We start from the raw sequence: 24,669 nt of genomic DNA on the forward strand, positions 1-24,669 counted from the left end.
GCCGACGGCTCGGGTACGTCCCCCTGCCGTCGACGCGCAACGTCAGCGCACGGGCCGTGCTCAGCGGCGCGGCCGCCTGCGAACGCGAGCACGAGGGCAACGACAAGAACGACTCACTGGACGAGATCACCGACAAGGTGAAGCAGCACCCCTAGGGCCGCACCGCGGGGACCCTGAGGGCGGCCAGGACCGGCAGGTGGTCCGTGGCCGCCCGCAGGTCGTCCGGGCCCACCCCGGGCAGGTCCAACGGCACGCCGCAGCCGAGGACTTCGACGCCGGGGGTCGCGAAGAGCGCGTCGATGCGCTGGTGCGGATCGGCCGGTGTGGAGGTGTTCTCGCCGCCCCACGGCTTGACCGTCCAGCAGTCCTGAAGCCCCTCCGCGAGCCTGCGGAACGTCCGGCCGCCGGGCCGCTCGTTGAGGTCGCCGCCCGCGACCGCGTGCTCCACGCCCATCCCCGCGAGCCGGTCGAGGAGCATGCCGCCCTGGTCGTACCGCTCGTCGCTCTGCAGGCTCAGGTGGCAGCTCAGGACGCCGAGCCGGGCGCCGCCGAAGCGGACGACGGCGGTCGCGAAGCCGCGCCGGTGCAGGCCGGGGGTGAGCGGCAGCAGCACGTCCTCGGTGCGCTCGACCGTGGCCCGCAGCGAGCAGAGCAGCGCTGGGCCCGCCGCGGAGCCGCCGCCGGAGAGGATCACCAGGTCGGCGGCGCGCGCGAGGCGGGCCAGCTTCTTGCGCCAGCGGAAGAACCGCGGTGCCTCCTGGATCAGGACGAGGTCGGGCGCGCAGGCGGAGATGACCCGGGCGAGCGCGGCCGTGTCGTCGCGCATCGAACGGATGTTGTAGCCGAGCACCCGGACGACGGCCGAACCGTCGGGTTCGGTGCGGGAGTTGGGGAGCGGTTCGCTGACCATGGCGATCAAGATACGACAGCGCCCGCCGCTCCCCGAAGGGACGCGACGGGCGCCGCCACACGTGCCGTACCGGGGTCACATGACCGGATCGGGCTCCCGCGCCAGGTCCGCCGCGCCGACCAGGCCCGCCTTGTTGCCCAGCTGGGCGGCGATGACCTGCGCCTCGGGGCGCCAGGCGGCGCCGACGAGCCAGCGCTTGAAGGACTTGCGGATCGGGTCGAGGACCAGCTCGCCCTCGTCCGAGAGGCCGCCGCCGACGATGAACGCGGACGGGTCGAAGAGCGACGCCAGGTCGGCGAGGCCCGCGCCGGCCCAGCGGGCCAGCTCGCGGTAGGAGTCGATGGCGACGGCGTCGCCCTGCCGCGCGGCCATCGAGATGTGCTTGCCCTCGATGCCCTCGGGGGTGCCGTCACCCAGCGAGAGCAGGTACTCGGCGTTCTCGGGGGTGGCGTTGGCGCGCTGCTTCGCGTACCGCACGAGGGCGCGACCCGACGCGTACTGCTCCCAGCAGCCCTGGCTGCCGCAGCCGCAGAGCAGGCCGTCCGGGACCATCCGGATGTGGCCGAACTCGGCGGCGACGCCGAAGTGGCCGCGGCGCAGCTTGTTGCCGATGATGATGCCGCCGCCGAGGCCGGTGCCGAGCGTGATGCAGATGACGTTGCGGTGGCCCTTGCCGCCGCCGAAGCGGTACTCGCCCCAGGCCGCCGCGTTCGCGTCGTTCTCCACGACCACGGGCAGGCCGACGCGCTTCTCGACCTCTTCCTTCAGCGGTTCCTGGCGCCAGTCGATGTTCGGCGCGAAGTAGACCGTGGAGCGCTGCCGGTTGACGTATCCGGCGGCGCCGATGCCGACGCCGACGATGTCGTGCCCGGCCCGTGCGCCCGCCACGGCGGAGGCGATCGCGTCGACGATGGCCTCGGAAGTACCAGGGGTCGGCACCTTGAAGGTCGAGAGGATGTTGCCGTCCTCGTCGACCACTCCGGCCGCGATCTTGGTGCCGCCGATGTCGACGCCGATGGTGAGTCCCATGAATCCCTCAGTTCGGTCGAGCCCCGCTACGGCCCACCGTACCCGAGGGGGGTCAGTCCAGATCGATGTGTTCGCCCGCGGAGGACCCGCCGTCGCGGCGGTCACGGCCGGGCGCGGCGTCCTTCGTGGCGTCGTCCGCACCGTCGCCGCGGGTCCACCGGCTCTCCTGGCCCTCGACCGCCGAGCGGTAGGCGGCGAGCAGCTCGGAGCCCGCCGCGGCGAGGTGGTCGAAGACGTCCGGGTTGCGTTCGATGACCGGCTCGACGACCGCCTTCGCCTCCTTGGCGACCTGTCGGAGCGTCTGCTCGACGGCGCCCTGCGCGACCGCGCCGAGCAGCGGCGCCTGCAGTCCGGACAGCTTGTCCGACACGACGTCGAAGAGCTTGCGCAGCTCCTCGGCGGCGGAGCCGGGCGGCGGCCCGTACTGGGCGCGGCGGCGGGCCTTCTCCGCCGCGAGATCCTCGGCACACGCCCGCTCCCAGGCGTCGGCGTGACTTTCCTGGGGTTCCGGGGCTTCGCGCTCGGTGGCATCGCTCATGCCACTCGACGTTACCCGAATGGAGGTACGGCGTTCACCGCTCGCGGGGCCACAGGTCCGGGTCCGGCGCGAACCGCACCCTGAGCTCGCCCTCGCGCAGCCCGGCCCCGGCGACGGTGCAGCGGCGCAGCGCGGACGGCAGGGTGACGATGCGGCGGTGGGGGCCGGCGGTGACGACGAGCTCGTCGCCGCGCCGGACCAGGCCGAGCTCCTCGCGGGTGACGGAGGGCAGCGGGATGTGCCAGACGTACGTGTGGCTTCCGTCGTCCTCGGGGGCTTCGGTGACGGGCCAGGCGGCGGGGGCGGGGGCCGCCCCGGGGGCGGTCAGGCCGAGGGCTTCGAGGTCGTCGGTGCCGCGGGGGTCGCGGCCGAGGTGCGGGACACGGACGACGTGGTCGTACGTCGACTCCCACGCGTCGAGCGTCTTGTGCTGCTGGGCGCCGAGCCCGGCGAGCCAGGTGTCGGGGCTGGCGTCCGGGAGGATCCGGTTGGCGACGAGGAGGTCGGTGCGCAGGCCGTGCAGGGCGAGGCCGGTGGCGGCGGCACGGACTGCGTCGGCCCCCGCCGGGCCGGGTTCGGCGACCAGGCGGACGGTGGTGCCGGGGCCCTCGATGACGCGCTGGACGGCGCCGAGTTCGTCCTCCGCGCGGGCCGCGGCCTCGTACAGCCAGGCGGCGGGCATGGGGACGCCTGCGAGCCGGCCGAGCATGGGGCGCAGGGCGCGGGCCGCCTGGCGCTCGGGCGGGAGCAGGCGGCGCAGGTAGCGGCGGAGCTGCTCGGGGAGGGCGAGGGTGGCGAGTGCCTTCGGGGTGGGCGGCAGGTCGACGACCACGGTGTCGTACGTGCCGTCGCGGGCGGCGTCGCGCAGGGCCCGCAGCAGGGCCAGTTCCTCGGCGCCGGGCAGCGGGGTCAGCTCCTCGCCGTCGAGTCGCTCGGCGCCGAGCAGGTCGAGGGCGGAGGCGGCACGTTTCTGCAGAGCGAGCAGGTCGTCGCGGAAGCGGGCGTCGGGGTCGGGGCGGAGGGTGGTGGGCGCCGCCGGATGCGCGTCCGGGGCGTCGGCGCCGGGGGCCTCGCCGAGTGCCGCGCCGAGGGTGTCGGCGCGGTCGGCGGAGATCACCAGGGTCCGGTGACCGGCCCGCGCCGCGGCGAGTGCCGTGGCGGCGGCGACGGTGGTGCGGCCGGCTCCGCCGGGGCCGGTGATGAGGAGGGTGCGCATGGGGGTGAACGGTACGTCAGCTGGCGGGGCGCCCGGTCGGGGGCGCCCACTCGCCGTGGGGGGGTGGTTTGTTCGCGGCTGCCGGTTTTCACCGTGGCTGATCGCGCAGTTCCCCGCACCCCTGAAGCCAGGGCTGCGCCCGGCTTCCCCACCGTCGTCTACGCCTCCTTCGACTCCACTCGCTTCTTCAGGCCTGCGAGGGCGCGGTCGATGATGACCTTCTCCGCCTTGCGCTTGATCATGCCGAGCATGGGGATCTTGACGTCGACGGTGAGGCGGTAGGTGACCTCCGTGCCGGAGGCGGTGGGGCGGAGGAGGTAGGAGCCGTCCAGGGAGCGGAGCATCTGGGACTTGACCAGGGTCCAGCTGACCTCGTCGTCCCCGGTCCAGGTGTAGCCCAGCGTCTGGTCGTCCTTGATCGCGCCCGCGTCCATGACGAGGCGGACCTGCTCGGCGCGGCCCTGCTCGTCGGTGGAGAGCACCTCCGCCTCCTTCACCTCACCCGTCCAGTCCGGGTAGCGAGCGAAGTCGGCGATCACTCCCATGACCTCGGCCGGTGCCGCCTCGATCGTGATGCTCGAGCTGGTGTGTTCCGCCATCGCTGTGGCTCCTCCAGATGCGGTCGTCCGGGATGGGATGGTGTGTACCGCGTGAAGGCTACCGCGCGCGGCGAGGTCACCACTCCAGGGCCCAGGGCCTGGACGTCCCGGCGAAGTGCCCGACGTTCACGCACTCCGTGGCCCCCACGCGCATGCGCCGGACCAGCGGCTGGTGGACGTGGCCGAAGAGGGCGTACCGGGGGCGGGTCCGGTGGATCGCGTGGAGCAGCGCCCGGCTGCCCCGCTCGAAGCGGCGCGCCACGGTGTCGTAGAGGAGCTCGGGTACGTCCGGCGGGATGTGGGTGCACAGGACGTCGACCTCGCCGACGGCCTCGATCTTGGCCGCGTACTCCTCGTCGGAGATCTCGTAGGGCGTACGCATCGGGGTGCGCAGGCCGCCGCCGACGAAGCCGAAGACGCGGCCGCCGATCTCGACGCGCTCGCCGTCGAGGACGGTGGTGCCCGGTCCCGCGTACTCGGGCCAGAGGGAGGGAATGTCGACGTTGCCGTAGGTGGCGTAGGTCGGAGTGGGGAGGACGGCGAACATTTCGGCGTACTGCTTGCGGACGGCGCCCTCGATCACCGCGGCCCTCTCGCCGTCGACGGCTCCCCACAGTTTTCGGCCGAAATCCCTGGCCTCGTCGAAACGGCGCGCGGTACGCAGCTCCACCAGGCGCGTCGCGTTCTCGGCGCCGAACAGATCGGGGAAGATGCCGCGCGAGTGGTCGGCGTAGTCGAGGAAGAGCACGAGGTCGCCGAGGCAGACCAGCGCGTCCGCGCCGTCCCCCGCCCGCGCGAGTGCTTCGGTGTTGCCGTGCACGTCACTGACCACGTTGACCCGGAAAGCTGGCATGCCGATCACCCTAGGGCGGTCGTCCCGAGGGCGGTAGTGGCCCGGTCCAGCGGCCGGACCTGCGGTTACTTCCGAGTCGGGAAGACGGTGGCGTACTGTGCGATTCAGACCACGACGACGTGTGACGCACCGAACATCTGGCCCTGCCCCCCTACCGAACCAGCCATACCGATGGGTAACGTCCGGGCAGTCCAGTAGTGCTCAGCCCCCCACTCGACTGAGCACCTGCCCGATCTTGGACCGCACCGTCGCAGCACACAACGTCGTGGCGCCGGCGCCCTATGTAGGAGCAGCAGTCTTGCGCGAGTTCAGCCTTCCGGCCCTGTACGAGGTCCCTGCGGACGGCAATCTGACCGACATCGTCCGTAGAAATGCCGCGCAGCACCCGGACGTCGCCGTCATCGGCCGCAAGGTCGGAGGGCGCTGGCAGGACGTCACGGCCAAGGCGTTCCTCGCCGACGTGCGCGCCACCGCCAAGGGCCTGATCGCCGCCGGGGTGCGTCCCGGGGACCGCGTCGGCCTGATGTCCCGCACCCGGTACGAGTGGACGCTCCTCGACTTCGCCATCTGGAGCGCGGGCGCGGTCACCGTTCCCGTGTACGAGACGAGCTCCGCCGAGCAGATCCAGTGGATCCTCGGTGACTCCGGCGCGGTGGCCTGCGTCGTCGAGCTCGACGCGCACGCCGGGGCCGTCGAGTCGGTGCGCGAGGCGCTGCCCGCCCTGAAGCACGTCTGGCAGATCGACGCGGGCGGCGTCGAGGAGCTGCACGCCGCCGGTGCCGAGGTCCCGGACGCGACCGTCGACGAGCGCAGCGGCGCCGCCAAGGCCGACGACCCCGCCACGATCGTCTACACCTCGGGCACGACGGGCCGCCCCAAGGGCTGCGTCCTCACGCACCGCAGCTTCTTCGCGGAGTGCGGCAACGTGGTGGAGCGCCTGAAGCCGCTGTTCCGCACGGGCGAGTGTTCGGTCCTCCTGTTCCTGCCCGTCGCCCACGTCTTCGGACGGCTGGTCGAGGTCGCCGCGCTGATGGCGCCGATCAAGCTGGGCCACGCGCCCGACGTCAAGAACCTCACGGAGGAACTCGCCTCGTTCCGGCCGACGATGGTCCTGGGCGTGCCGCGTGTCTTCGAGAAGGTCTACAACTCGGCGCGCGCGAAGGCGCAGGCGGACGGCAAGGGCAAGATCTTCGACAAGGCGGCGGACACGGCGATCGCGTACAGCCGCGCGCTGGACACGCCGTCGGGCCCGTCGCTGGGCCTGCGCCTCAAGCACACGCTCTTCGACAAGCTGGTCTTCAGCAAGCTGCGCGCGGTCCTCGGCGGGCGCGGCGAATACGCGATCTCCGGCGGCGCCCCGCTCGGCGAACGCCTGGGCCACTTCTTCCGCGGCATCGGCTTCACGGTCCTTGAGGGCTACGGCCTGACGGAATCCTGCGCGGCCACGGCGTTCAACCCCTGGGACCGCCAGAAGATCGGCACGGTGGGCCAGCCGCTGCCGGGTTCCGTCGTGCGCATAGCGGACGACGGCGAGGTCCTGCTCCACGGCGAGCACCTGTTCTCGCACTACTGGAACAACGAGGGCGCGACGGAAGAGGCCCTTGCCGACGGCTGGTTCCACACGGGTGACATCGGCACGCTCGACGAGGACGGGTATCTGCGGATCACCGGCCGCAAGAAGGAGATCATCGTCACGGCGGGCGGCAAGAACGTCGCTCCTGCCGTCATCGAGGACCGTATCCGCGCGCACGCACTGGTCGCCGAGTGCATGGTCGTCGGTGACGGCCGGCCGTTCGTGGGCGCGCTGGTGACCGTCGACGACGAGTTCCTCGGCCGCTGGGCGGCGGAGCACGGCAAGCCGGCGGGGTCGTCGGCGTCCTCCCTCCGCGACGACGCGGACCTCCTCGCGGCGATCCAGAGCGCGGTGGACGACGGCAACGCGGCGGTCTCCAAGGCGGAGTCCGTCCGCAAGTTCCGCATCATCGGCTCGCAGTTCACGGAGGAGTCGGGGCACCTGACTCCGTCGCTGAAGCTGAAGAGGAACGTGGTGGCGAAGGACTACGCGGACGAAATCGAGGCGATTTACCGCGGGTAGCGTCGGCGGTCCCGCCCACTCGCCGTGGGGGTGCATCTCCGTCGGCGACTGCCGCTACGTCGCGCTTGCTCGCGCAGTTCCTCGCGCCCCTGAAAGGCGGCTTCGCCACCTCCAGGGGCGCGGGGAACTGCGCGGCCAGCCCCCGCCCGGCCGCACGCCCTCCGCTACAGGAGTGACTTGAGGTCCTCCGCCAGCGCGTCCCAGCGCCACCGTTCCTCCACCCACGCCCGCCCCCGCTCCCCCATCCGCGACCGAAGCTCCGCGTCGCCGAGGAGGGCGACGATCCGGTCCGCCGCCTCCTCGGGCGCGCCACCCCGCACGACCCACCCCGTCTCCCCGTCCCGCACCGCATCCGGCGCCCCACCGGAGTCCCCCGCGACGACCGGCAGGCCCGTCGCGGACGCCTCCAGGTAGACGATGCCGAGGCCCTCCACGTCAAGGCCCCCGCGCCGCGTCCGGCACGGCATGGCGAAGACGTCCCCCGCGCCGTAGTGCGCGGGCAGTTCCGACCACGGCACGGCCCCCGTGAAGCGGACGGACTCCGCCACCCCCGTCTCGGCGGCGAGCCGACGCAGGTCCTTCTCGTACGGGCCGCCCCCCACGATCAGCAGCACCGCGTCCGGCTCCGAGGAGAGAATCCTCGGCATGGCGAGGATCAACGTGTCCTGACCCTTGCGCGGCACGAGCCGCGACACGCACACCACCACGGGCCGGTCGGTCAGGCCGAGCCGCGCCCGTACCGCCTCGCCGCCCGACCCGGGGTGGAACGTCTTCTCGTCGACGCCGGGCGGGAGTTGGACCATGCGGCCCGCGGCCGCCGGGCTCAGCGCCGACGCGATCCGCGAGCGCGTGTACTCGCCGAGATACGTGATCGTGTCCGTCGAATCGCCGATCCGGCGGAGGAGTTGCCGGGAAGCGGGGAGTTGCGCCCAGCCCGCCTCATGGCCGTGCGTCGTCGCGACCAGCCGCGTCGCCCCCGCCTTGCGCAGCGCGGGCGCCATGAGCCCGAGCGGCGCAGCCGCCCCGAACCACACCGACGTACAGCCGTGTTCGCGCAGGAGCGACACCGCGCGCCGGGTGACGCGAGGCGTCGGCAGCAGCATCGTCGTGGGGTCGCGTACGACGTGGAAGGGCTGCTCGGCGTCGAAGGCGGCCGTCGCCTCCGCGCCCTCGCGGCCCCGCTTCCACGTCGAGGCGTAGACGACGAGCTGCTCGGGGTCCAGGCGCAGCGCCATGTTGTGCAGGAACGCCTGGATGCCACCGGGCCTGGGCGGGAAGTCGTTCGTGACGATCAGGGTCTTGTGCATCGCGCACGACAGTACCGAAGGCCGGCCCCGGTGCCGAAAGCCACGGCCCAGCCTCTTCGCCCCCACCCCACCCCTCCCGGCATCATGACGTCTCGAATCCCAATGAAGTATGTGAAAAGGGGCGAGGCGCTCATGGCACGCATCCTGACCGTCTGGGGGCTGACCAGAGCCCTGCTCATGCTCTTCGTCCTGCGCGTGTTCACCGCCCCCGGACCTGACGTGACCAGCGACGTCTCCGTCATCTACCAGGGCTGGTACGAGATCCTGCGCACCGGCACCTTCCCCCTCGACGACGTCACCTGGCAGTACCCGCCCGCCGCCGCCCTCGCGGTCCTCTCCCCCGCCCTCCTGCCCTTCCTCGGGTACGCGCCCGCCTTCTTCGTGCTGTGTCTGCTGTGCGATGCGGCGGTGTGCGCGCTGTTGCTCCACGCCGGGCGGCGGCCCGGGAAGTCGCCGCGGGGCGCCTGGGTGTGGGTGATCGGCGTGGTCCTGCTCGGGCCCATCGCGTACGCGCGGTACGACGTGATGGTCGCCGCCGTCGCCGTCGCCGGGCTGCTGGCAGGGGCCCGGCACCCCCGCACGATGGGGGCGCTCGCGGGGTTCGGGGCGCTGCTCAAGGGGTGGCCCGTGCTGCTGCTCGTCGGCGCGCCGCGCGGGCGGGCGACGCGCCGGTCGTGGAGCGCGGCCGCGGGCACGGCCCTTGTGCTCGCTCTGGCTTTCCTGGTCACGATGCCGGGGGCGCCGGCCTTCCTCACCTTCCAGCGCGACCGCGGCACCGAGGTGGAGTCACTCGGCGCGCTCGTCTTCCACATCGCGCGCCACTTCGGCTGGCGGGGCGAAGTGCGGCTCAACTACGGCTCGGTGGAATTCCTCGGTCCGTACGTTCCGCTGGTGAGCACCGTCGCCCAGGGGTTGTCCGTGGCCGCCTTCTGCTGGCTCCTCGTATGGCGGCTGCGGGCCCGGGGCCGTACGGCGAGTACTCCCGCGGACGCGGCTTTCGTCGCCGTGCTGCTCTTCACCACCACGAGCCGGGTGATCAGCCCGCAGTACATGCTGTGGCTGGTCGGCACGGCGGCCGTGTGCCTGGCGTTCCGTGCGAGCCCCATGGTGGTGCCTGCACGGCTGGTGCTCGTGGCCACGTTCGTGACGTTCCTGGAGTTCCCCGTGTGGTTCTCGCACGTGGTGGCCGGTGATCCGCTGGGCCTGGTTCTGCTGTTCGTGCGCAACGGTCTGCTGGTCGCGGCGACCGTGCTGGCCTGCCGGAACCTGTGGCGCCGTACGGTGTCCGCGCCGCACGGAGCGGCGGCGCGCCCGGTGCCGGAGCAGATCAGCCAAGCTCCGCGCGCAGATACGTACGCCAGCGCGCCGTGAAGTCCTCGGGCGTGGTGTCGAGGACGCCCCGCAGCGCGCCCTCGACCGCGCCGTCACGGCCCTCGTGGGCGCCCACCGCCTCGTAGAAGTCCGTGAGCTTCCGCTCGCCCCACTGCTCGGCGATCATCCGGCAGGCCAGCCACGCGCCCTCGTACGCCACCGCGAGCTTCGTGGCGTCCCCGCCGAAGCCGAAGTCCTTGTCGTCGGGGAGCGCGGCGGGCAGCCGGCTGTGCCGCACCGCGCGGCGCAGCTCGGGGGCGGCCTGTGCGGCGGTGCGTCCGGTGTTGCGGTAGCCGACCCAGTCGGCGAAGCCCTCGGAGAGCCAGAGCGGGGTGGCCGCGGAGGTCTCGGTACGGGTCGCGACGTGGGTGGCCTCGTGGGTGAGGACGACCCGCTTGCCGAAGTCTCCGAGCACGCCGTACGCCTCGGGGTTGACGATGATCCGGTCGGCGGGGGCCTTTCCCGCCCCGCCCGTCTCGCCGGTGGTGACCGCGGCGATCCCGCGGTAGCCGGACGCGGGCGCCCCGAGGAGCCTTGCCATGCCGTCCAGCGACCGGGGCACGAGGACGACGATCCGTCCCGGCCACTTCCCCGGCCAGGCGTCCCGCACCGCGGGCACCGCCCGGTCGGCGAGCTCGCGGTGGGCCCGCAGGTCGGCGGCGCTCTGCCCGACGCCGAGGACGAGGCTGCGCCGGCCGCGCTCGGCGGTCACGTGCCCCTGGTCCCAGAGCTGTTCGCCGGTCTTCTTCGCGGGCCGCTCGTCGGTGACGTACCACTGCCCGCCGGTGCGCCGCAGCGAGATCGTGCGCTCGGCGGTGATCGGCGCGCGGTCGTAGCCCTTGACGCGGTAGTGGAGTTCGGCGCCGGCCGTGGCGCGTGCGCCGTCGCGGTCGAGGCCGGTCAGCCGGTAGTCCCAGGATTCCAGCGGGACGGCGCGCAGGCGCCCGAAGAGGTCCTCGGCGTCCTTCGCGGGGCGCTCGGTCCTGTCGTACGCCTGCTCGTTCCCGTCGAGGACGGCCCGCGCCCGCCGGTCGAGGACCTCACGCACCTCGCCCGCCGCCGCGTCCGGGACGGGGTCGCGGCCGCCGCACCCGGCCAGCACGACGAGACAGAGGGCGCAGCAGAGCGCCACCAGCCATGACCCACGTCCGTGACCTGCCACCTTCCCGATCGTACGGGGCGTGCGCGGCGGACGGCCGGTCAGATCCGCGTCACGGACGACACCGGCATCATGCCGACGGGGTCGTAGCGGACCGGCGCTCCGGGGTAGGGGGCGTGCACGACCTGGCCGTTGCCCATGTACATCCCGATGTGGCTGGCGTCGTCTCGGTAGGCGACCAGGTCACCGGGTTGCGCCTCGGACAGGGACACCTGGCGTCCCGCGTACCGCTGGGCCTGCGAGGTGCGCGGCAGGCCGACCCCGGCCTGGGCGTACGACCACTGCATGAGGCCGGAGCAGTCGAATCCGGAGGGGCCGTTGGCGCCCCACACGTAGGGCTTGCCGATCGCGGACCTGGCGGCGGCGATCGCCGCGGCGGCCCGCGAGGAGGCCGGGGCGCCGCCGAGCTCCGGCAGGCCGTCGCGTGCGCCGGACCGCGAGGACCTGTCGTACGCGTCGCGCTCGTCGTCGGGCAGCGAGTTGAGGAGCTTCCTGGCCTTGGCGAGCTTGTGCTCGACGGAGCGCTTGTGGCGGGCGACGGTGACGCGGCTCTTCTCCAGCTCGGCGAGTTTGCGGCCCGCCTCGGCGCGCTGCTGCGCGAGGGTGCGCTGCGCCCGCTGGAGGTCGGCCAGTTCACCCGCCTGACGGGTGCTGACGCGGTCGAGGACGGAGGCCCGTTCCAGGTAGCGGTCGGGGTCGGAGGAGAGCATCAGGGCCAGCGAGGGGTCGATGCCGCCCTCGCGGTACTGCGCCCCCGCGAGGGCGCCGAGGGCGCCGCGCATCCGGTTGATGCGCTCCTGGCCGCGCGCGACGCTGTCCTTGGCCCTGGCGACCTGGGCGCGCAGCTTGTCGGCGTGCTCGTCGGCCTTGTTGTACGACTCGGTGGCCCGCTCCGCCTGTTCGTAGAGCCGGTCCACCATGGCCCGCGTGTCGGACGGCTTGTCCTGCGGCGCGGCACCTGCGGGCGCGGCAGCGAGGGCCGCCGCCGCGGTGGCCGCTGCCGCTGAAAGGACGGTCACGCGCGTGCTCCGGTCGTTGCCGGGCTGTGCGGGACGGCGATGGAACCCCACGAGACGCTGATCTCCCTTCCGCTGGCGCACCCCGGGACGTCCCGGGGAATGCGCGCCGACAGTAGCCGTGCGCGAACGGACGGCCAAAGACCCGTCCGGGTGCGGAAAGAGCGCGGACAGCCCGACGCCCCGCTTCTGACGCAGGTCATCAACGGGGCGTGGGGTCAGCGGGAGTTGCCGGAATTCGCCCGTTTGGGCGGTGTCGGCAATGCGTTGACGGCGGGCGTCAACGGTGGGTCGTCAGACGCGGACGCCGAACTGGAAGGTGCCGAGGTAGGCCATCGACTCGTAGCGCACCGAGGCGCCGGGGTGCGGGGCGTGCAGCACCTGGCCGTTGCCCGCGTAGAAGCCGACGTGCGCGAGGTTGTTGAAGAACACCAGGTCGCCGGGCTTGAGCTCGCTGCGGCCGATCCGCGTGCCGTCGTTCTGCTGGGTGTACGTGGTCCGGGAGATGTGGACGCCGGCCTGCGCGAACCCCCACTGGGTGAGCCCGGAGCAGTCGTAGGAGTTGGGTCCCGTGCCGCCGGAGACGTAGGGCTTGCCTATCTGGGTGGCGGCGGCGGCCATGGCGGCGGCGCCGCGGCCGGAGGCGGGCTTCTCGTCGCCGAGGTCCACACGCTTGTCGGCGGCGCGGCTCGCGCGCTTCTGCTCCTTGGCGGCCAGGTCCGCCTTCTCCTTGGCGGTCAGCGTGTTGAGGAGCTTCTGCGCCTCGCCGAGCTTGGCCTGGACTTCCCTCTTCTTCTTGCCGAGCTCCGTACGGGTGTCGGCGAGGTCGTCCAGCTTGCCCGCGGCCTCCTTGCGCTGCTGCGCGAGGTCCCGCTGCTTCTTCTGGATCTTCTTGAGGCCGTCGACCTGCTGGCTGCTCAGCTGGTCGAGGGTGGACGCCTTGTCGAGGTAGTCGTCCGGATCGGAGGAGAGGAAGAGCTGCAGGGAGGGGTCGATGCCGCCGGAGCGGTACTGGGCGCTGGCCATCGTGCCGAGGCCGTCGCGCAGGTCGTTGAGCTCCTCCTGGCCGCGGGCGACCTTGTCCTGGAGGTCGCCGATCTGCTTCTCGAGCTTCTCCTGCTTCTCCTTGGCCCCGTTGTACTTGTCGGTGGCCCGCTCCGCGTCCTCGTAGAGCTTGTCGACCTTGGACTTGACCTCGTCCTTGCTCGGCTTCGGCGCGGCCTGGGCGGCGCCCTGCGAGGTGAGTGCCACGGCAGCGGCGGCGGTCGCGGTGAGCACGGTCACGCGGGTGCGGCTCGGCTGCTTGGGTCGACGGTGGGACGCCACGAAGGCGGCTCCTTCTTCCTCCGGCCGCCTACCGGGACCCGGTCGGCGGGTACCGCCGCCGTCACCCCGGATGGGTGATCAACCGAGCGGAGGTTCGAGGTGACATTAGTGACGTTCTTGTGATCAGTTCAAATCACACCAACAAAAAATCGTCCCTGCAGAGCATTCTTTACTCATGACGCACGGTCAGTGATGATCTTCTGACGCTACGTCGCGTGAGGGGCACCTCAATTCGGGCATAGGGCCCAGGAGTTGCCGAGTGCCCTTTAGCCGCGCGAAAGCCTCTTCAGAAGCACCGCCGAAGCCACCGGCCGCGCCCCCGCCTTCGCGATCCCGTCGGCCACCTCGCGGTCGGTCGAGACGACCACCACGGGCCGCCCCGGCGGCTCCGCACGCACCAGCTGACGGATCAACTCGTCAGCGGTGACGCCCGGCTTGGAGAACAGCACCCGCACCCCGCGCGGCGGCGCGAGCAGCACGGGAGCGGCCAGCTCCGCGCCGTCGAAGACGCAGGTGACCTCGGCGCCCGACTGCAGCGCGAGCTGCGAGAGCGAACCGAGCAACCGCAGCCGCTGCTTCTCCAACGGCATGGTGGGATAGCCGGTCTTGGTGACGTTGTAGCCGTCCACCACCAGGTGGGCCTGGGGCAGCGCGAGGAGCTGGTCGAGGATCGCGGGGTCGTTCTCGGAGAGCGCGCGGGCGGCGATGTCCTTGGGCGACATCCGCCCCGGCTCGACGGCGTCGACGGTCTCCGCGGGCCGCACGGAGACGGGCGGCAGGGCGAGCTCGCGCCGCAGCCCCTGCGCCGCGTCCAGGACCGTGTCGAGCAGCAGGCGCACCCGCATGTCCTCGACGCTGCGCCCCTCACGCGCGGCCCTGCGGCTGGCCTCCAGGGCGGCCTCGGTCTCGCCGAGCCGCGCCTTGAGCCGCCGCGTCTCGCTCTCGGCGGCGGACACCTGTGCCTGCCCCTCGGCGCGCACGGCCTCGATCTCCGCCGCGGCCTTGCGCAGCGCGGCCTCGCCGCGCTTGACGTCGCTGAGCGCGCCGCGCAGCTTGCGGTGCATCGATTCGGCTTCCCTGCGCGCCGATTCGAGCTCCGCGCGCAGCCGCTCGGTCTCCGCCCTGGTCTGGCCACGGGCCGCCGCCAGCTCGTCGCGGAGCCGTTCCAGCTCCGCCCTGGTCTCGTCGTCGACGCGCTCGGCGTCGGCCCGCTGGGCCTCCTCGCCCGCTGCGGTGACCAGCTTCACCCAGCCGGTGGGCCGCAGTACGTAGGCCGCGGCTGCCACGTCGAGGGGGTCGGCGGCGGGGGGCGGCGCGCCGGCGTCCAGCGCGCCCGCGAGCTCGGGCTGGACCTCCCTGAGGCGCTCGCCGATGCGCTGCCGGAAGAGGGTGTCGTTCTCCACCGCGGCCGCCATGGCGTTGGCCGCGAATTTCGCGCGCCGGGTCGGCGTGAACCGTGCGTACTGCCGCAGCTGCGCGGGCAATTCGGCCAGGGTGAGGCCGCCGAAGCCGTCCGAGACGATCTGGACGACCCGTCGCCGCACCCCGTCGGGCAGCGGACGGTCGAGCACCTCAGCGGCGCCGTCGTCCGGCTCCCCGCCTGAGCTCTCCACCATCCGTCACCCCACTAGCTGTGCGGGCCCCGCTCCCTCAGGAGTCGGTGCCCGGCCTGTCCACGAGTTCCACCTGGTCCACCGCGTTGCACCAGCGGCAGCGCACCGACTCGATGGTCTCACTGACCACCTCGCGTTCCTCGACGTTCGACTCTCCGGCCAGGTCGAGATGGACATACTCGACGACCTTCGAGCTGCGGGTCACGTCGAAACGCGTGAGATTGCCGCACAGCGTGCAGCGCCACCGGGTGGTGTCCGTCGGCAGGGGGACCGTCATCGTGGCTGCTTTCCCTCGGTGTCCTTGGTGCGTATTGCCCGTAACCCTAAGGCCTGTAAGGGGCACCACGCGGCGGCCTCCGCAGCGGCATGGCGGTCTGTGCGGGAAGTGCCCGTTACGTCATGATCTGTTCATGATCGCCACATGGGGTACGAAGGCGGGCCGGCTGCTCAAGGGAGAGTCCGCCACGGTGACGTACGGACTGATCGCCGTCTGCTGCGTGATCTTCGTGATCTCGCCGGTGTCCGGGTTCAATCCCTCGTACGGCAGGGGCAACGAACTGCTCGCCGCGCAGCAGGCCTACTTCGAGCGGTGGGGCGTCGTCCCCGTCGAGCTCTTCAAGGGCGTCCCGGGCGCCGCCCTCGGACCGTTCACCGCTCTGTTCGTGCACGGGAGCTGGCTGCACCTGCTCGGCAACATGCTGTTCCTGTACGTGTTCGGGGCCATGGTCGAGGAACGCATGGGGCACCTCCTGTACGCGTTCTTCTACGTCTGCTGCGGCTACCTCGCCCTGCTCGCCTACGCCGCCGCGCACGCGGGTTCCGACCAGACGCTCGTGGGGGCGTCCGGGGCGATCTCCGCCGTCCTCGGCGCCTTCCTCTATCTCTTCCCTAAGGCGCGCGTCACCAGCCTCTTCCCGTTCCTCTTCTTCCTGCCGCTGCGCTTTCCCGCATGGGTGGTGCTGCCGTTCTGGGTGGCGCTGCAGTGGCTGGCGGCGGGGCAGGGCGGCAAGGGCACGGGGGTGGCCTATCTGGCGCACCTCGTGGGCTTCTCGCTCGGGTTCCTCTTCGCGTGGGGGTGGAGTCTGCGGAGGACTAGAGTGCATGTGAAAGGCAGCGCACCGGCCACCGAGGGAGACAGCCAGCCGTGATCACCGCGATCGTGCTCATCAAGACCAGCGTGGACCGGATTCCGGAGATCGCCGAGTCGATCGCCGCGCTCGACTCGGTCAGCGAGGTCTTCTCCGTGACCGGTACGTACGATCTGATCGCGATGGTGCGCGTGCCGCGCCACGACGATCTGGCGGACGTCATCCCCGGCCGGATCAGCAAGATCCCCGGCGTCGAGGGCACGGACACGCACGTCGCCTTCCGCACGTACTCCCAGCACGACCTGGAAGCGGCCTTCGCGATCGGCCTCGACTCCTGATCACCCCGGGCCGCGGCGCGCTCCCCGCATGAGGATTTCTTCATCCGCGCCTCATCCTGGCGGTGCGGTGCGTCGCGCACCCTCGCTGGCATGGTCTTCTCCCACCGCATGGCCGCCCTGGCCGCGGTCGTCGCGATCCCGCTCGGCATCGCCACGACCAGCTACCTCCTGTCGGACAGCCCCGAGCAGCCCAAGGCCCCGCCCAAGGTGGAGCTGGAGAGCGACTCGCCGTCCTCGGAGCCGGCCCCTCCACGGCCCGCCCCGAGCGACGAGAAAGTGTCCCCGCCGCCGGTGAGTGAGAACCCCTCGAACGATGACAGCGGAAACAGCGGAAACACCGGGAACACCGGAAACAGCGACGAAGACGACAGCGACGACGGCAGCAGCGGCGGCGGGGGCGACCAGGACGACGACGGGCCCGGCGACGACGGATGACACGGGGTCCGAACCCCGGCGCCGCTGGATAACGGCTCGTGTCCGCATCCTGCTGTGGCTGCTCGTCGTCATGACGGTCGCGCTCACGGCGGTCGCGGCGACCACCCGCTCGGTGCTCCTCCGCGACGTCGACCACCGCATCGACGCGCTCCTCGCCCAGGAGACCGCGGAGTTCACCAACCTCGCGCGCGAGGGTGTGGACCCGCACACCGGCGAGCGGTTCACCGCCCCCGACCCGCTCCTGCGGCTCTTCCTGTCCCGGCAGTACGCCGACCCCGACGAGGAACTCCTCGGCCTGGTCGGCCGCCCCGGCGAGGTGCCCGCCAAGAAGGAGCAGTCGCGCGAGGCGCGCATCGACCACCCCCTCGCCGAGGACCCCGCCGCGCTGCGCGCCGTCTTCGCCTCGCCGGACGCGACCGGCACGGTCCACCGCGACCTGGGCGAGATCCGCTGGGCGAAGGTGGAGATCGGGGCGGGCGCGGGGCAGCCGTCCGCCGCGTTCGTCGTCGCCTTCCACCCCGCGGGCGAACAGGCCAAGGCCGGCGACGTGTTCACCATGCTGCTGGCCATCTCCGGCGTCGCGCTCCTGATGACGACGGGCATCGGCTGGGCGGTCGCGGGCCGCATCCTCAGACCGGTGCGCCTGGTGCGCACGACCGCCGCGCAGCTCACCGAGCAGGACCTGACCCGCCGCATCCCGGTCCAGGGCAGAGACGACATCGCGGCGCTCGCCGAGACGTTCAACGGCATGCTGGACCGCCTGGAACGGGCGTTCGCCGCGCAGCGCGAGTTCGTCGACGACGCGGGACACGAACTGCGCACGCCCATCACCATCGTCCGCGGCCATCTGGAGCTGATGGGCGACGGCCCCGGCGAACGCGAGGAGACCGTCCGCATCGTGACGGAGGAGCTCGACCGGATGAGCCGCATCGTCGAGGACCTGCTGCTCCTCGCCAAGGCCGAGCGGCCCGACTTCGTCGCCCCGGAGCCCGTGCAGCTCGCCGAACTCACCGCGGACGTCTTCGTGAAGGCCCGGGCACTCGGCGACCGCGCCTGGCGACTCGTCGAGGTGGCCGACGCCGAGACCCCTCTCGACCCGCAGCGCATCACCCAGGCGATGGTGCAGCTGGCCCAGAACGCCGTGCAGCACACCGCCCCCGGGCAGCGGATCGGCATCGGCTCGCGGCTGCGCGCAGGACGCGTCGAGCTGTACGTCGCCGACAGCGGGCCCGGCGTGCAGCCGCAGGACGCCGGGGTCATCTTCGAGCGGTTCCGCCGCGGCACCGCGCGGCGCGGCTCCCGCGCCACCGGGGCGGGCCTCGGCCTCGCCATCGTCAAGGCCATCGCGGAGAGCCACGGGGGCGGCGTCGAGCTGCGGCCCACGGACGGCGGCGGCGCCACGTTCGTACTCGTACTCCCCCAGGGGCAGCCGGAAGGGGCGGAGCGGCAGTGAACCGGATACTGATCGTCGAGGACGAGGACCGCATCGCGTCCTTCATCGAGAAGGGCCTGCGCGCCAACGGCTTCACGACCACCGTGGTAGCCGACGGAGAGAGCGCCTACGACTACGCCCTGACCGGCGGCTTCGACCTGATCGTCCTGGACATCGGCCTGCCGGGCAAGGACGGCTTCACGGTCCTGCGACAGCTGCGCGAGGCCCGGGTGACCACGCCCGTCATCGTGCTGACCGCGCGGGACTCGGTGCGGGACACGGTGGCGGGCCTGGAGGGTGGCGCGGACGACTGGATGACCAAGCCGTTCCGCTTCGAGGAACTCCTGGCCCGGGTGCGGCTGCGGCTGCGCACGGCCGCCGGGGCGCCCGAGGTGACGGTGTTGCGCAGCGGTGAGGTGACACTGGACCTGCGGACCCGCAGGGCACGTTCGGCGGGGCGCACGGTGGATCTGACGGCGCGTGAGTTCGTACTCCTGGAGCTGTTCCTGCGCCATCCGGGGCAGGTGCTCTCGCGGGAGCAGATCCTGTCGCACGTGTGGGGGTACGACTTCGACCCCGGGTCCAACATCGTGGACGTGTACGTGCGCGCGCTGCGCAAGAAGCTGGGGTCGGAGCGGGTCGAGACGGTGCGCGGGATGGGGTACCGGCTGCCGGAGTGACCATCGGCACGCGAAGACCACCGGTCCGGGTGAACTTTCCTTCATCTGGGCCTCATTGAGGGCTCACGGCCCGGCACCACGCTGAACAGCGTGACCTTGAACCTGCGGCAGGCCGTGACCCTCTGCGCGGCGCTCAGCCTGTGCGCGCTGCTCGCGGTCCCCGGGAACTTCCCGGGTCTGAGCGGCGACGCCCGTCTCACCCTCGCCGTCTTCGCGCTGGCGACCTGCGCCTGGATCGGCACCCCGGTCGACGACACGTACATCGCGCTCGGCGCGGGCCTCGCCCTCACCGCGACCGGCGTGATCAGCAGCGACACCCTGTTCGGCACCCTCGGCGACGAGACGGTGTGGCTGCTGATCTGCGCCTTCGTGCTCGCGGCCGCCGTGGCGCGCAGCGGGCTCGCGGGGCGGGCGGCGGCGTTCCTGGTCAGCGGCGCGGGCACCGTACGGCAGTTGACGCATCTGACGACGGCGGCGCTGGTCGTGACCGCCTTCGCGGTGCCCGCGACGTCGGGGCGCGCCGCGCTCGCGCTGCCCGTGTTCCTCGCGCTGGCCAAGGTCCTCGCCGACCGAAGGCGACTGGTCGTGATGCTCGCGCTGCTCTTTCCGACCGTGATCCTCCTGTCCGCGGTCGCGACACTGATCGGTGCGGGCGCGCATCTGATCACGGTGTCGGTCCTGTGGGAGGCGACCGGCGAGCGGATCGGCTTCACGCAGTGGCTGCTGCTCGGCCTGCCGCTCGCCATGGCCTCCTCGCATCTGGCGGCCGAGGCCGTCCTGTTGACGACGACGCGGCGCGCCGACCGCAAGGAACCGGTCCGCATCACCCTCGACCAGCTCCAGGAACACAGCGAACAGCCCGTCACCGGCCCCTGGGAGCCCGCCGAGACGCGCTGCGCCCTGCTCCTCGCCACCGTCGTCGCCCTGTGGTGCAGCGAGCCGCTCCACCAGGTGCCGCCCGCCGTCGTCGCGCTGATCGGAGCGGTCGTGGCCGCCTCCCCCGCGCTCGGCACCGTCGGCCTGAAGGACGCGCTCCGGACGGTCCCCTGGGCGCTGCTCCTGTTCATGGCGGCGACGATGGCGATGGGCGTCGCGCTCGCCGACTCGGGGGCGGCGAGGTGGCTGGTGTCCGGACTGCCCCTGGACCTCCCCGCGTGGCTGTTCCTCGCCGTGGTCGTCGCCGTCAGCACGGCAGCGCACCTCGTCCTGCAGTCACGCTCGGCCCGTTCGTCGGTCCTGGTGCCGCTGGTCGTGGCGGCGGCCGTCGGCGCGGGCGTCAACCCGGTCGCCGCGGCCCTCGCCTCCACGGCCGCCGCCGGGTTCTGCCACACCCTGCCCGCCTCCGCGAAGCCCGTCACCCTCTTCGCCGGCATCCCGGACACACCCACCTACACCCCGCGGGACCTCCTGCGGCTCTCCGCCGTCCTCGCGCCGCTGACCGCCGCGCTCGTCCTGCTCTTCGCCGTGACGCTCTGGCCGCTGCTCGGCGTCCCCGTCCGCTGAACCCCCGCGTCCACCTGGAGACCACCGTGCTGACCCGTTTCGCCATCGCCCCCAGCGGCTTCAAGGAGTCGCTGTCCGCGAGCTCCGCGGCCGAGGCCATCGCCGCGGGGGTACGCCGTGCCGTCCCGCACGCCGACACCGATCTGATCCCGCTGGTGGACGGCGGCGAGGGCACGGCCCGCGCGCTGGCGGCGGCGAGCGGCGGCCGTCTCGTCGCGCTGCCCGCGACCGGCCCCGTCGGCCAGCCGATCGGCACCCACTTCGCGCTGCTGCCCGACGGCACGGCGGTCGTCGAGATGGCGGCCGTGGCCGGTCTGTCGCTGGTCCCCCGCGATCTGCGCGACCCGGGCGCCACCACGACGTACGGCGTCGGCGAGCTGATCCGCGCGGCGCTCGACGCGGGTGCCCGCCGCATCCTCGTCGGCTGCGGCGATTCCGGTACGTCCGACGGCGGCGCGGGCGCCCTGCAAGCACTCGGCGCCAGACTCCTGGACCTGGACGGCTGGGAACTGCCGCGCGGCGGCCGGGAGTTGACGCGCCTGAACCGCATCGACCCGAGCGGCATCGACCCGCGTCTCGCGGACACCGAGATCCGCGTGGCCTGCAACCCCTACAACGTCCTGTGCGGCGAGCGCGGCGTCGCCCGCGTCTTCGGCCCCCAGAAGGGCGCGACGCCCGCCCAGGTCGAGCAGCTCGCCGCCGCCCTGGAGCACTGGGCGCACCTCCTCACGCGGGACCTCCACGTGCGCGCCGACCTCTTCGAGGGGCCAGGCACAGGCGCGTCGGGCGGTCTCGGCGCCGGGCTCGCCGCCCTCGGCGCCGCCCTGCTCCCCCGCTTCGACGTCCTGCTCGACCGGCTCGACCTCGACGCGCGGCTCGCCCGTGCCGACCTCGTCATCACCGCGGAGGGCGCCCTCGACCACCAGACGCCGCGCGGCAAGGTCCCCGCCGAGGTCGCCCGCCGCGCCAAGCTCTCCGGCAGGCCCGTCCTGGTCCTCGCGGGCACGATCGGGGCCGGGGCGCACGCCGTGCGCTCCGTCGGCGTCGACGCCTACAGTTCGATCCTGCCCGCCCCGATGTCGATGACCGAGGCGCTCGGCAGGGGCGGCGAGTTCCTCACCGACGCGACGGAGCGGGCCCTGCGGATGATCCAGCTGGGCTCACGCCTGCCCCTTCAGGCGGCGGCGCCGGTGTCGGGCACGCACCGGCCGTCCTCGGTGCGGTAGCTCCAGCGCGCACCGTCCGCGACCAGTTCCTTCACCGCGCGCACGAAACGCTCGACGTGCTCGTCGGGGGTGCCCGCGCCGAAGCTCACACGGATCGCGTTCAGCGACTTCTCGCCCGGCGCGGCCTCGGGGGCGCCGCACTCACCGGGCTCGTCGGGCTCGCTGCCGAGGAGGGTGCGCACCAGCGGGTGGGCGCAGAACAGGCCGTCGCGTACGCCGATGCCGTACTCGGCGGAGAGCGCGGCGGCGAAGTGCGAGCTGTTCCAGCCGTCCACGACGAAGGAGATGACGCCCACGCGCGGCGCGTCGTCACCGAAGAGGGAGAGGATCCGCACCTGCGGCACCTCGGCGAGGCCCTCGCGGACCGTCCGGATGAGGTGCTGCTCGCGGGCGACGAGCTCGTCGAAGCCCGCGTCGGTGAGCGCCTTGCAGGCGGAGGCGATGGAGTAGACGCCGATGACGTTCGGAGAACCGGCCTCGTGACGGGCGGCGCTGTCGTGCCACTCCACGTCCACACCGCCGTCAGCGCGTCGCGCCACCTTCCGCGAGGCGCCGCCGCCCGCGAGGTAGGGCTCTGCGGCGCGCAGCCAGTCGGAGCGGCCCGCGAGGACGCCGGAGCCGAAGGGCGCGTACAGCTTGTGCCCGGAGAACGCGACCCAGTCGACGTCCAACTCGGCGACGGAGACGGGGTGGTGGGGCGCGAGCTGCGCGGCGTCGAGGACGATGCGGGCACCGTGCGCGTGGGCGGCGGCGGCCAGCTCACGTACCGGCCACAGCTCGCCGGTGACGTTCGAGGCGCCGGTCACGCAGACGAGGGCGGGCCCGTAGGGGTCACGGTCGGCGAGGGCGCGCTCCAGGGTCTGTACGGCCTCGTCGGGGGTGCGCGGCGCGTTGAGGCAGGTGACGCGGGCGTCCCGCCACGGCAGCAGCGAGGCGTGGTGCTCGGTCTCGAAGACGAAGACCTGGCAGTCGGCGGGCAGCGCGGCGGCGAGGAGGTTCAGGGAGTCGGTGGTGGAGCGGGTGAAGACGACCTGGTCGTCCTCGCGGCAGCCGAGGAACTCGGCGACGGTCTTCCGGGAGTTCTCGAAGAGGTCGGTCGACAGCTGCGAGAGGTACCCGGCGCCGCGGTGCACACTGCCGTAGTACGGGGCGTACGCCGCAACGTCGTCCCACACGCGCTGCAGCGCCGGCGCGCTCGCCGCGTAGTCGAGCGCCGCGTAGGTCACCTCGCCGCCGGTGACCAGCGGAACGGTGACGTCCCGGCCGAGGACGGCGAGCGGGGCACAGACGGACGAGTCGGCGGCAACGGCGGACACAGACATGGCGAACTCCCGTAAGAGGCAAGTGAGTTCACTGCGACGACGGCCGCGCCGAAGGCATGCGGCAACGCAGTGATGAAGAGAAGAAGGGTGCGCGGAAAGGGGCCGAAGGCCCTAGCACATTCGCTTGCTCACGAGACTGCTCCCTTGAGGACCAGGACCCCAGGGCTGTGACATCCGACGATGTCCAGGGGTCCGCGCTTGCCATACGCCTTGCTGCGTACGACCTGGTCTTCACCCGGGGCACCCCGCCACGGACGGAGGGTTGCCGGACAGCGGGCCGGGGCCGTAGTCGCTGTCACTCATGACCTGTGCAGCATCCTGCCACACGATCTTCGGAGCGCAAGGCGCAGTCCAGATTCCGGACTGCGCCGTGCGTCACATCGCTGCGCCGAAGGAGGGAATGCTCCGCGGGTGCCTCAGCGGTTGCTGGCGGACACCCAGCGCTCCAGGGCCCGCTTGGCGGCCCCCGAGTCGATCGCCTGCGCCGCCTTCGCCATGCCGGCGCCGATCTGTTCCACCAGGGGCTGATCGGTGGGCGCGAGGGCGACCAGCGCCGCCGCCGAGTTCAACAGCACGGCGTCCCGCACCGGCCCGGTCTCCCCGTCGAGCAGCCGCAGCGCCACCTCCGCGTTGTACGAGGCGTCGGCGCCCCGCAGCGCCTCGACGGGCACCAGGTCGATCCCGACGTCCCGCGGGTCGAACGCCTCCTCGCGCACGGACCCGTCCCGCACCACCCAGATCCGCGAGGTCGCGGTCGTCGTCAGTTCGTCGAGCCCGTCGTCGCCGCGGAAGACGAGGGACGAGTTGCCCCGCTCGGCGAAGACCCCGGCCACGATGGGCGCCATCCGCGGGTCGGCGACACCGACCGCCTGGGCGCGCACCTTCGCCGGGTTGGTGAGCGGGCCGAGCAGGTTGAAGACGGTGCGGATGCCGAGCTGGCTGCGGGCGCCGCCCGCGTGGCGCAGCGCGGGATGGAACTTCACGGCGAAGCAGAAGGTGACGCCCGCCTCATCGGCGACCTCGACCACCCGCTGGGGGGTGAGGTCCAGGTTGACGCCGAGCTTCTCCAGGACGTCGGAGGCGCCGGACGCGCTGGAGGCGGCGCGGTTGCCGTGCTTGACGACCTTCGCGCCGGTGCCCGCGACGACGATCGCGGACATGGTCGAGATGTTGACGGTCTTGGCGCCGTCGCCGCCGGTGCCGACGATGTCGACGCTCGGGCCCGGCACGTCGATGACGTTGGCGTGCGCGTACATGGCGCGCACCAGACCGGAGATCTCCTCGACGGTCTCGCCCTTGGCGCGCAGGGCGACCACGAACCCGGCGATCTGCGCGTCGGTGGCCTCGCCGCGCATGATGCGGTCCATGGCCCAGGCCGTGTCGTCGGCGCTCTGGTCGCGCCCGTCGAGGAGGCCGTTCAGTACGTCGGGCCAGGAACGGTCCGCCGCGGTGTCGCCTCCTGCGGGGATCACAGCGTTCATGGCCGCTCCTGGTTTTTTCGTCTGCGTATGGAGGAAACACCCCGACACATCGGGGTGGGACCACCCTATCCAGCCTCCGGCACGGCAAAGAGCCCCGTCCATGCAATGGACGGGGCTCTCGCCGTGGCGACC

General features: G+C 72.5%; 23 protein-coding genes and 1 riboswitch. Of the genes, 9 read left to right on the forward strand and 14 right to left on the reverse strand.

Going from position 1 to position 24,669, the window contains the following annotated elements; translation table 11 throughout:
- Positions 1-151 precede the first annotated feature (151 nt).
- The 6 genes from DEJ47_RS09710 to DEJ47_RS09735 all read right to left on the reverse strand — a co-directional run bounded on the left by DEJ47_RS09710 (position 152) and on the right by DEJ47_RS09735 (position 5,124).
- Positions 152-910: an endonuclease/exonuclease/phosphatase family protein gene (locus DEJ47_RS09710; RefSeq protein WP_150166887.1), complete on the reverse strand. Its 759-nt coding sequence runs from the start codon at positions 908-910 to the stop codon at positions 152-154.
- A gap of 75 nt (positions 911-985) precedes the next feature.
- Positions 986-1,939 carry an ROK family glucokinase gene (locus tag DEJ47_RS09715; RefSeq protein ID WP_150166889.1) on the reverse strand — a complete coding sequence of 318 codons (954 nt, stop codon included), beginning with the start codon at positions 1,937-1,939 and terminating at the stop codon, positions 986-988.
- A gap of 52 nt (positions 1,940-1,991) precedes the next feature.
- Complete coding sequence (locus DEJ47_RS09720) at positions 1,992-2,477, reverse strand: DUF5304 domain-containing protein (protein ID WP_150166891.1); 486 nt, start codon at positions 2,475-2,477, stop codon at positions 1,992-1,994.
- Positions 2,478-2,511: 34 nt separating this feature from the next.
- On the reverse strand, positions 2,512-3,693 hold the full coding sequence (locus DEJ47_RS09725) for an ArsA family ATPase (RefSeq protein ID WP_150166893.1): 1,182 nt from the start codon (positions 3,691-3,693) through the stop codon (positions 2,512-2,514).
- A gap of 158 nt (positions 3,694-3,851) precedes the next feature.
- Positions 3,852-4,292, reverse strand: a complete 441-nt coding sequence (locus DEJ47_RS09730) for an SRPBCC family protein (protein ID WP_150166895.1) — start codon at positions 4,290-4,292, stop codon at positions 3,852-3,854.
- 76 nt (positions 4,293-4,368) lie between these two features.
- Positions 4,369-5,124 carry a metallophosphoesterase gene (locus DEJ47_RS09735; protein ID WP_150175529.1) on the reverse strand — a complete coding sequence of 252 codons (756 nt, stop codon included), beginning with the start codon at positions 5,122-5,124 and terminating at the stop codon, positions 4,369-4,371.
- Between the two features lie 319 nt (positions 5,125-5,443).
- On the opposite strand from DEJ47_RS09735, the gene DEJ47_RS09740 reads away from it, so the two are divergent.
- Positions 5,444-7,240 carry an AMP-dependent synthetase/ligase gene (locus tag DEJ47_RS09740; RefSeq protein ID WP_150166897.1) on the forward strand — a complete coding sequence of 599 codons (1,797 nt, stop codon included), beginning with the start codon at positions 5,444-5,446 and terminating at the stop codon, positions 7,238-7,240.
- Between the two features lie 164 nt (positions 7,241-7,404).
- Here DEJ47_RS09740 and DEJ47_RS09745 read toward each other — a convergent pair whose 3' ends face one another.
- Positions 7,405-8,547, reverse strand: a complete 1,143-nt coding sequence (locus DEJ47_RS09745) for a glycosyltransferase family 4 protein (protein ID WP_150166899.1) — start codon at positions 8,545-8,547, stop codon at positions 7,405-7,407.
- A gap of 132 nt (positions 8,548-8,679) precedes the next feature.
- Between DEJ47_RS09745 and DEJ47_RS09750 the strand changes: the two genes are divergently transcribed.
- On the forward strand, positions 8,680-9,918 hold the full coding sequence (locus DEJ47_RS09750; RefSeq protein WP_150166900.1) for a glycosyltransferase family 87 protein: 1,239 nt from the start codon (positions 8,680-8,682) through the stop codon (positions 9,916-9,918).
- On the opposite strand, the gene DEJ47_RS09755 is transcribed toward DEJ47_RS09750, so the two are convergent.
- The 5 genes from DEJ47_RS09755 to DEJ47_RS09775 all read right to left on the reverse strand — a co-directional run bounded on the left by DEJ47_RS09755 (position 9,875) and on the right by DEJ47_RS09775 (position 15,309).
- The gene (locus DEJ47_RS09755; RefSeq protein ID WP_190415348.1) at positions 9,875-11,080 is read right to left on the reverse strand and encodes a hypothetical protein; all 1,206 of its coding nucleotides are present in this window, start codon (positions 11,078-11,080) and stop codon (positions 9,875-9,877) included. The two genes, DEJ47_RS09750 and DEJ47_RS09755, sit on opposite strands and share 44 nt — an antisense overlap.
- A 38-nt stretch (positions 11,081-11,118) precedes the next feature.
- Positions 11,119-12,147: an NlpC/P60 family protein gene (locus tag DEJ47_RS09760; protein ID WP_150166903.1), complete on the reverse strand. Its 1,029-nt coding sequence runs from the start codon at positions 12,145-12,147 to the stop codon at positions 11,119-11,121.
- 240 nt (positions 12,148-12,387) lie between these two features.
- Positions 12,388-13,419, reverse strand: a complete 1,032-nt coding sequence (locus DEJ47_RS09765; RefSeq protein WP_150166905.1) for a C40 family peptidase — start codon at positions 13,417-13,419, stop codon at positions 12,388-12,390.
- A gap of 266 nt (positions 13,420-13,685) precedes the next feature.
- Positions 13,686-15,035, reverse strand: a complete 1,350-nt coding sequence (locus DEJ47_RS09770; protein WP_150166907.1) for an NYN domain-containing protein — start codon at positions 15,033-15,035, stop codon at positions 13,686-13,688.
- Between the two features lie 34 nt (positions 15,036-15,069).
- Positions 15,070-15,309: a hypothetical protein gene (locus tag DEJ47_RS09775; RefSeq protein ID WP_150166909.1), complete on the reverse strand. Its 240-nt coding sequence runs from the start codon at positions 15,307-15,309 to the stop codon at positions 15,070-15,072.
- Positions 15,310-15,442: 133 nt separating this feature from the next.
- Between DEJ47_RS09775 and DEJ47_RS09780 the strand changes: the two genes are divergently transcribed.
- From DEJ47_RS09780 to DEJ47_RS09810, 7 genes are all read left to right on the forward strand, one after another.
- Entirely contained in the window at positions 15,443-16,180 is a 738-nt protein-coding gene (locus tag DEJ47_RS09780; protein WP_150166911.1) for a rhomboid family intramembrane serine protease, read from the forward strand.
- Positions 16,177-16,458: an Lrp/AsnC family transcriptional regulator gene (locus tag DEJ47_RS09785; protein WP_055566223.1), complete on the forward strand. Its 282-nt coding sequence runs from the start codon at positions 16,177-16,179 to the stop codon at positions 16,456-16,458. The genes DEJ47_RS09780 and DEJ47_RS09785 overlap by 4 nt, the downstream gene beginning before the upstream one ends.
- A gap of 90 nt (positions 16,459-16,548) precedes the next feature.
- Positions 16,549-16,893 carry a small secreted hydrophilic protein gene (locus DEJ47_RS36820; RefSeq protein WP_223828291.1) on the forward strand — a complete coding sequence of 115 codons (345 nt, stop codon included), beginning with the start codon at positions 16,549-16,551 and terminating at the stop codon, positions 16,891-16,893.
- Positions 16,894-16,963: 70 nt separating this feature from the next.
- Complete coding sequence (locus tag DEJ47_RS09795) at positions 16,964-18,346, forward strand: sensor histidine kinase (protein ID WP_223828292.1); 1,383 nt, start codon at positions 16,964-16,966, stop codon at positions 18,344-18,346.
- On the forward strand, positions 18,343-19,005 hold the full coding sequence (locus tag DEJ47_RS09800) for a response regulator transcription factor (RefSeq protein WP_150166915.1): 663 nt from the start codon (positions 18,343-18,345) through the stop codon (positions 19,003-19,005). The genes DEJ47_RS09795 and DEJ47_RS09800 overlap by 4 nt, the downstream gene beginning before the upstream one ends.
- 90 nt (positions 19,006-19,095) lie before the next feature.
- Positions 19,096-20,508, forward strand: coding sequence for an SLC13 family permease (locus DEJ47_RS09805; RefSeq protein WP_190415350.1), 1,413 nt, complete (start codon positions 19,096-19,098; stop codon positions 20,506-20,508).
- 26 nt (positions 20,509-20,534) lie between these two features.
- Entirely contained in the window at positions 20,535-21,734 is a 1,200-nt protein-coding gene (locus DEJ47_RS09810; RefSeq protein ID WP_150166917.1) for a glycerate kinase, read from the forward strand.
- On the opposite strand, the gene DEJ47_RS09815 is transcribed toward DEJ47_RS09810, so the two are convergent.
- On the reverse strand, positions 21,683-23,056 hold the full coding sequence (locus DEJ47_RS09815; RefSeq protein ID WP_150166919.1) for an aminotransferase class V-fold PLP-dependent enzyme: 1,374 nt from the start codon (positions 23,054-23,056) through the stop codon (positions 21,683-21,685). The genes DEJ47_RS09810 and DEJ47_RS09815 overlap by 52 nt on opposite strands.
- Before the next feature lie 189 nt (positions 23,057-23,245).
- Positions 23,246-23,363, reverse strand: a riboswitch (SAM riboswitch).
- A gap of 109 nt (positions 23,364-23,472) precedes the next feature.
- Complete coding sequence (gene trpD, locus DEJ47_RS09820; protein ID WP_150166921.1) at positions 23,473-24,537, reverse strand: anthranilate phosphoribosyltransferase; 1,065 nt, start codon at positions 24,535-24,537, stop codon at positions 23,473-23,475.
- Between the last annotated feature and the right edge of the window lie 132 nt (positions 24,538-24,669).

This window comes from Streptomyces venezuelae (assembly GCF_008642355.1).
GTDB lineage: Bacteria > Actinomycetota > Actinomycetes > Streptomycetales > Streptomycetaceae > Streptomyces > Streptomyces venezuelae_B.

Coding starts and splice junctions, on each gene's coding strand:
- DEJ47_RS09710 (WP_150166887.1), bottom strand. CDS start 910: ATGGTCAGCGAACCGCTCCCCAACTCCCGCACCGAACCCGACGGTTCG.
- DEJ47_RS09795 (WP_223828292.1), top strand. CDS start 16,964: ATGACGGTCGCGCTCACGGCGGTCGCGGCGACCACCCGCTCGGTGCTC.
- DEJ47_RS09715 (WP_150166889.1), bottom strand. CDS start 1,939: ATGGGACTCACCATCGGCGTCGACATCGGCGGCACCAAGATCGCGGCC.
- DEJ47_RS09780 (WP_150166911.1), top strand. CDS start 15,443: ATGATCGCCACATGGGGTACGAAGGCGGGCCGGCTGCTCAAGGGAGAG.
- DEJ47_RS09725 (WP_150166893.1), bottom strand. CDS start 3,693: ATGCGCACCCTCCTCATCACCGGCCCCGGCGGAGCCGGCCGCACCACC.
- DEJ47_RS09770 (WP_150166907.1), bottom strand. CDS start 15,035: ATGGTGGAGAGCTCAGGCGGGGAGCCGGACGACGGCGCCGCTGAGGTG.
- DEJ47_RS36820 (WP_223828291.1), top strand. CDS start 16,549: ATGGTCTTCTCCCACCGCATGGCCGCCCTGGCCGCGGTCGTCGCGATC.
- DEJ47_RS09775 (WP_150166909.1), bottom strand. CDS start 15,309: ATGACGGTCCCCCTGCCGACGGACACCACCCGGTGGCGCTGCACGCTG.
- trpD (WP_150166921.1), bottom strand. CDS start 24,537: ATGAACGCTGTGATCCCCGCAGGAGGCGACACCGCGGCGGACCGTTCC.
- DEJ47_RS09750 (WP_150166900.1), top strand. CDS start 8,680: ATGGCACGCATCCTGACCGTCTGGGGGCTGACCAGAGCCCTGCTCATG.
- DEJ47_RS09815 (WP_150166919.1), bottom strand. CDS start 23,056: ATGTCTGTGTCCGCCGTTGCCGCCGACTCGTCCGTCTGTGCCCCGCTC.
- DEJ47_RS09745 (WP_150166899.1), bottom strand. CDS start 8,547: ATGCACAAGACCCTGATCGTCACGAACGACTTCCCGCCCAGGCCCGGT.
- DEJ47_RS09730 (WP_150166895.1), bottom strand. CDS start 4,292: ATGGCGGAACACACCAGCTCGAGCATCACGATCGAGGCGGCACCGGCC.
- DEJ47_RS09720 (WP_150166891.1), bottom strand. CDS start 2,477: ATGAGCGATGCCACCGAGCGCGAAGCCCCGGAACCCCAGGAAAGTCAC.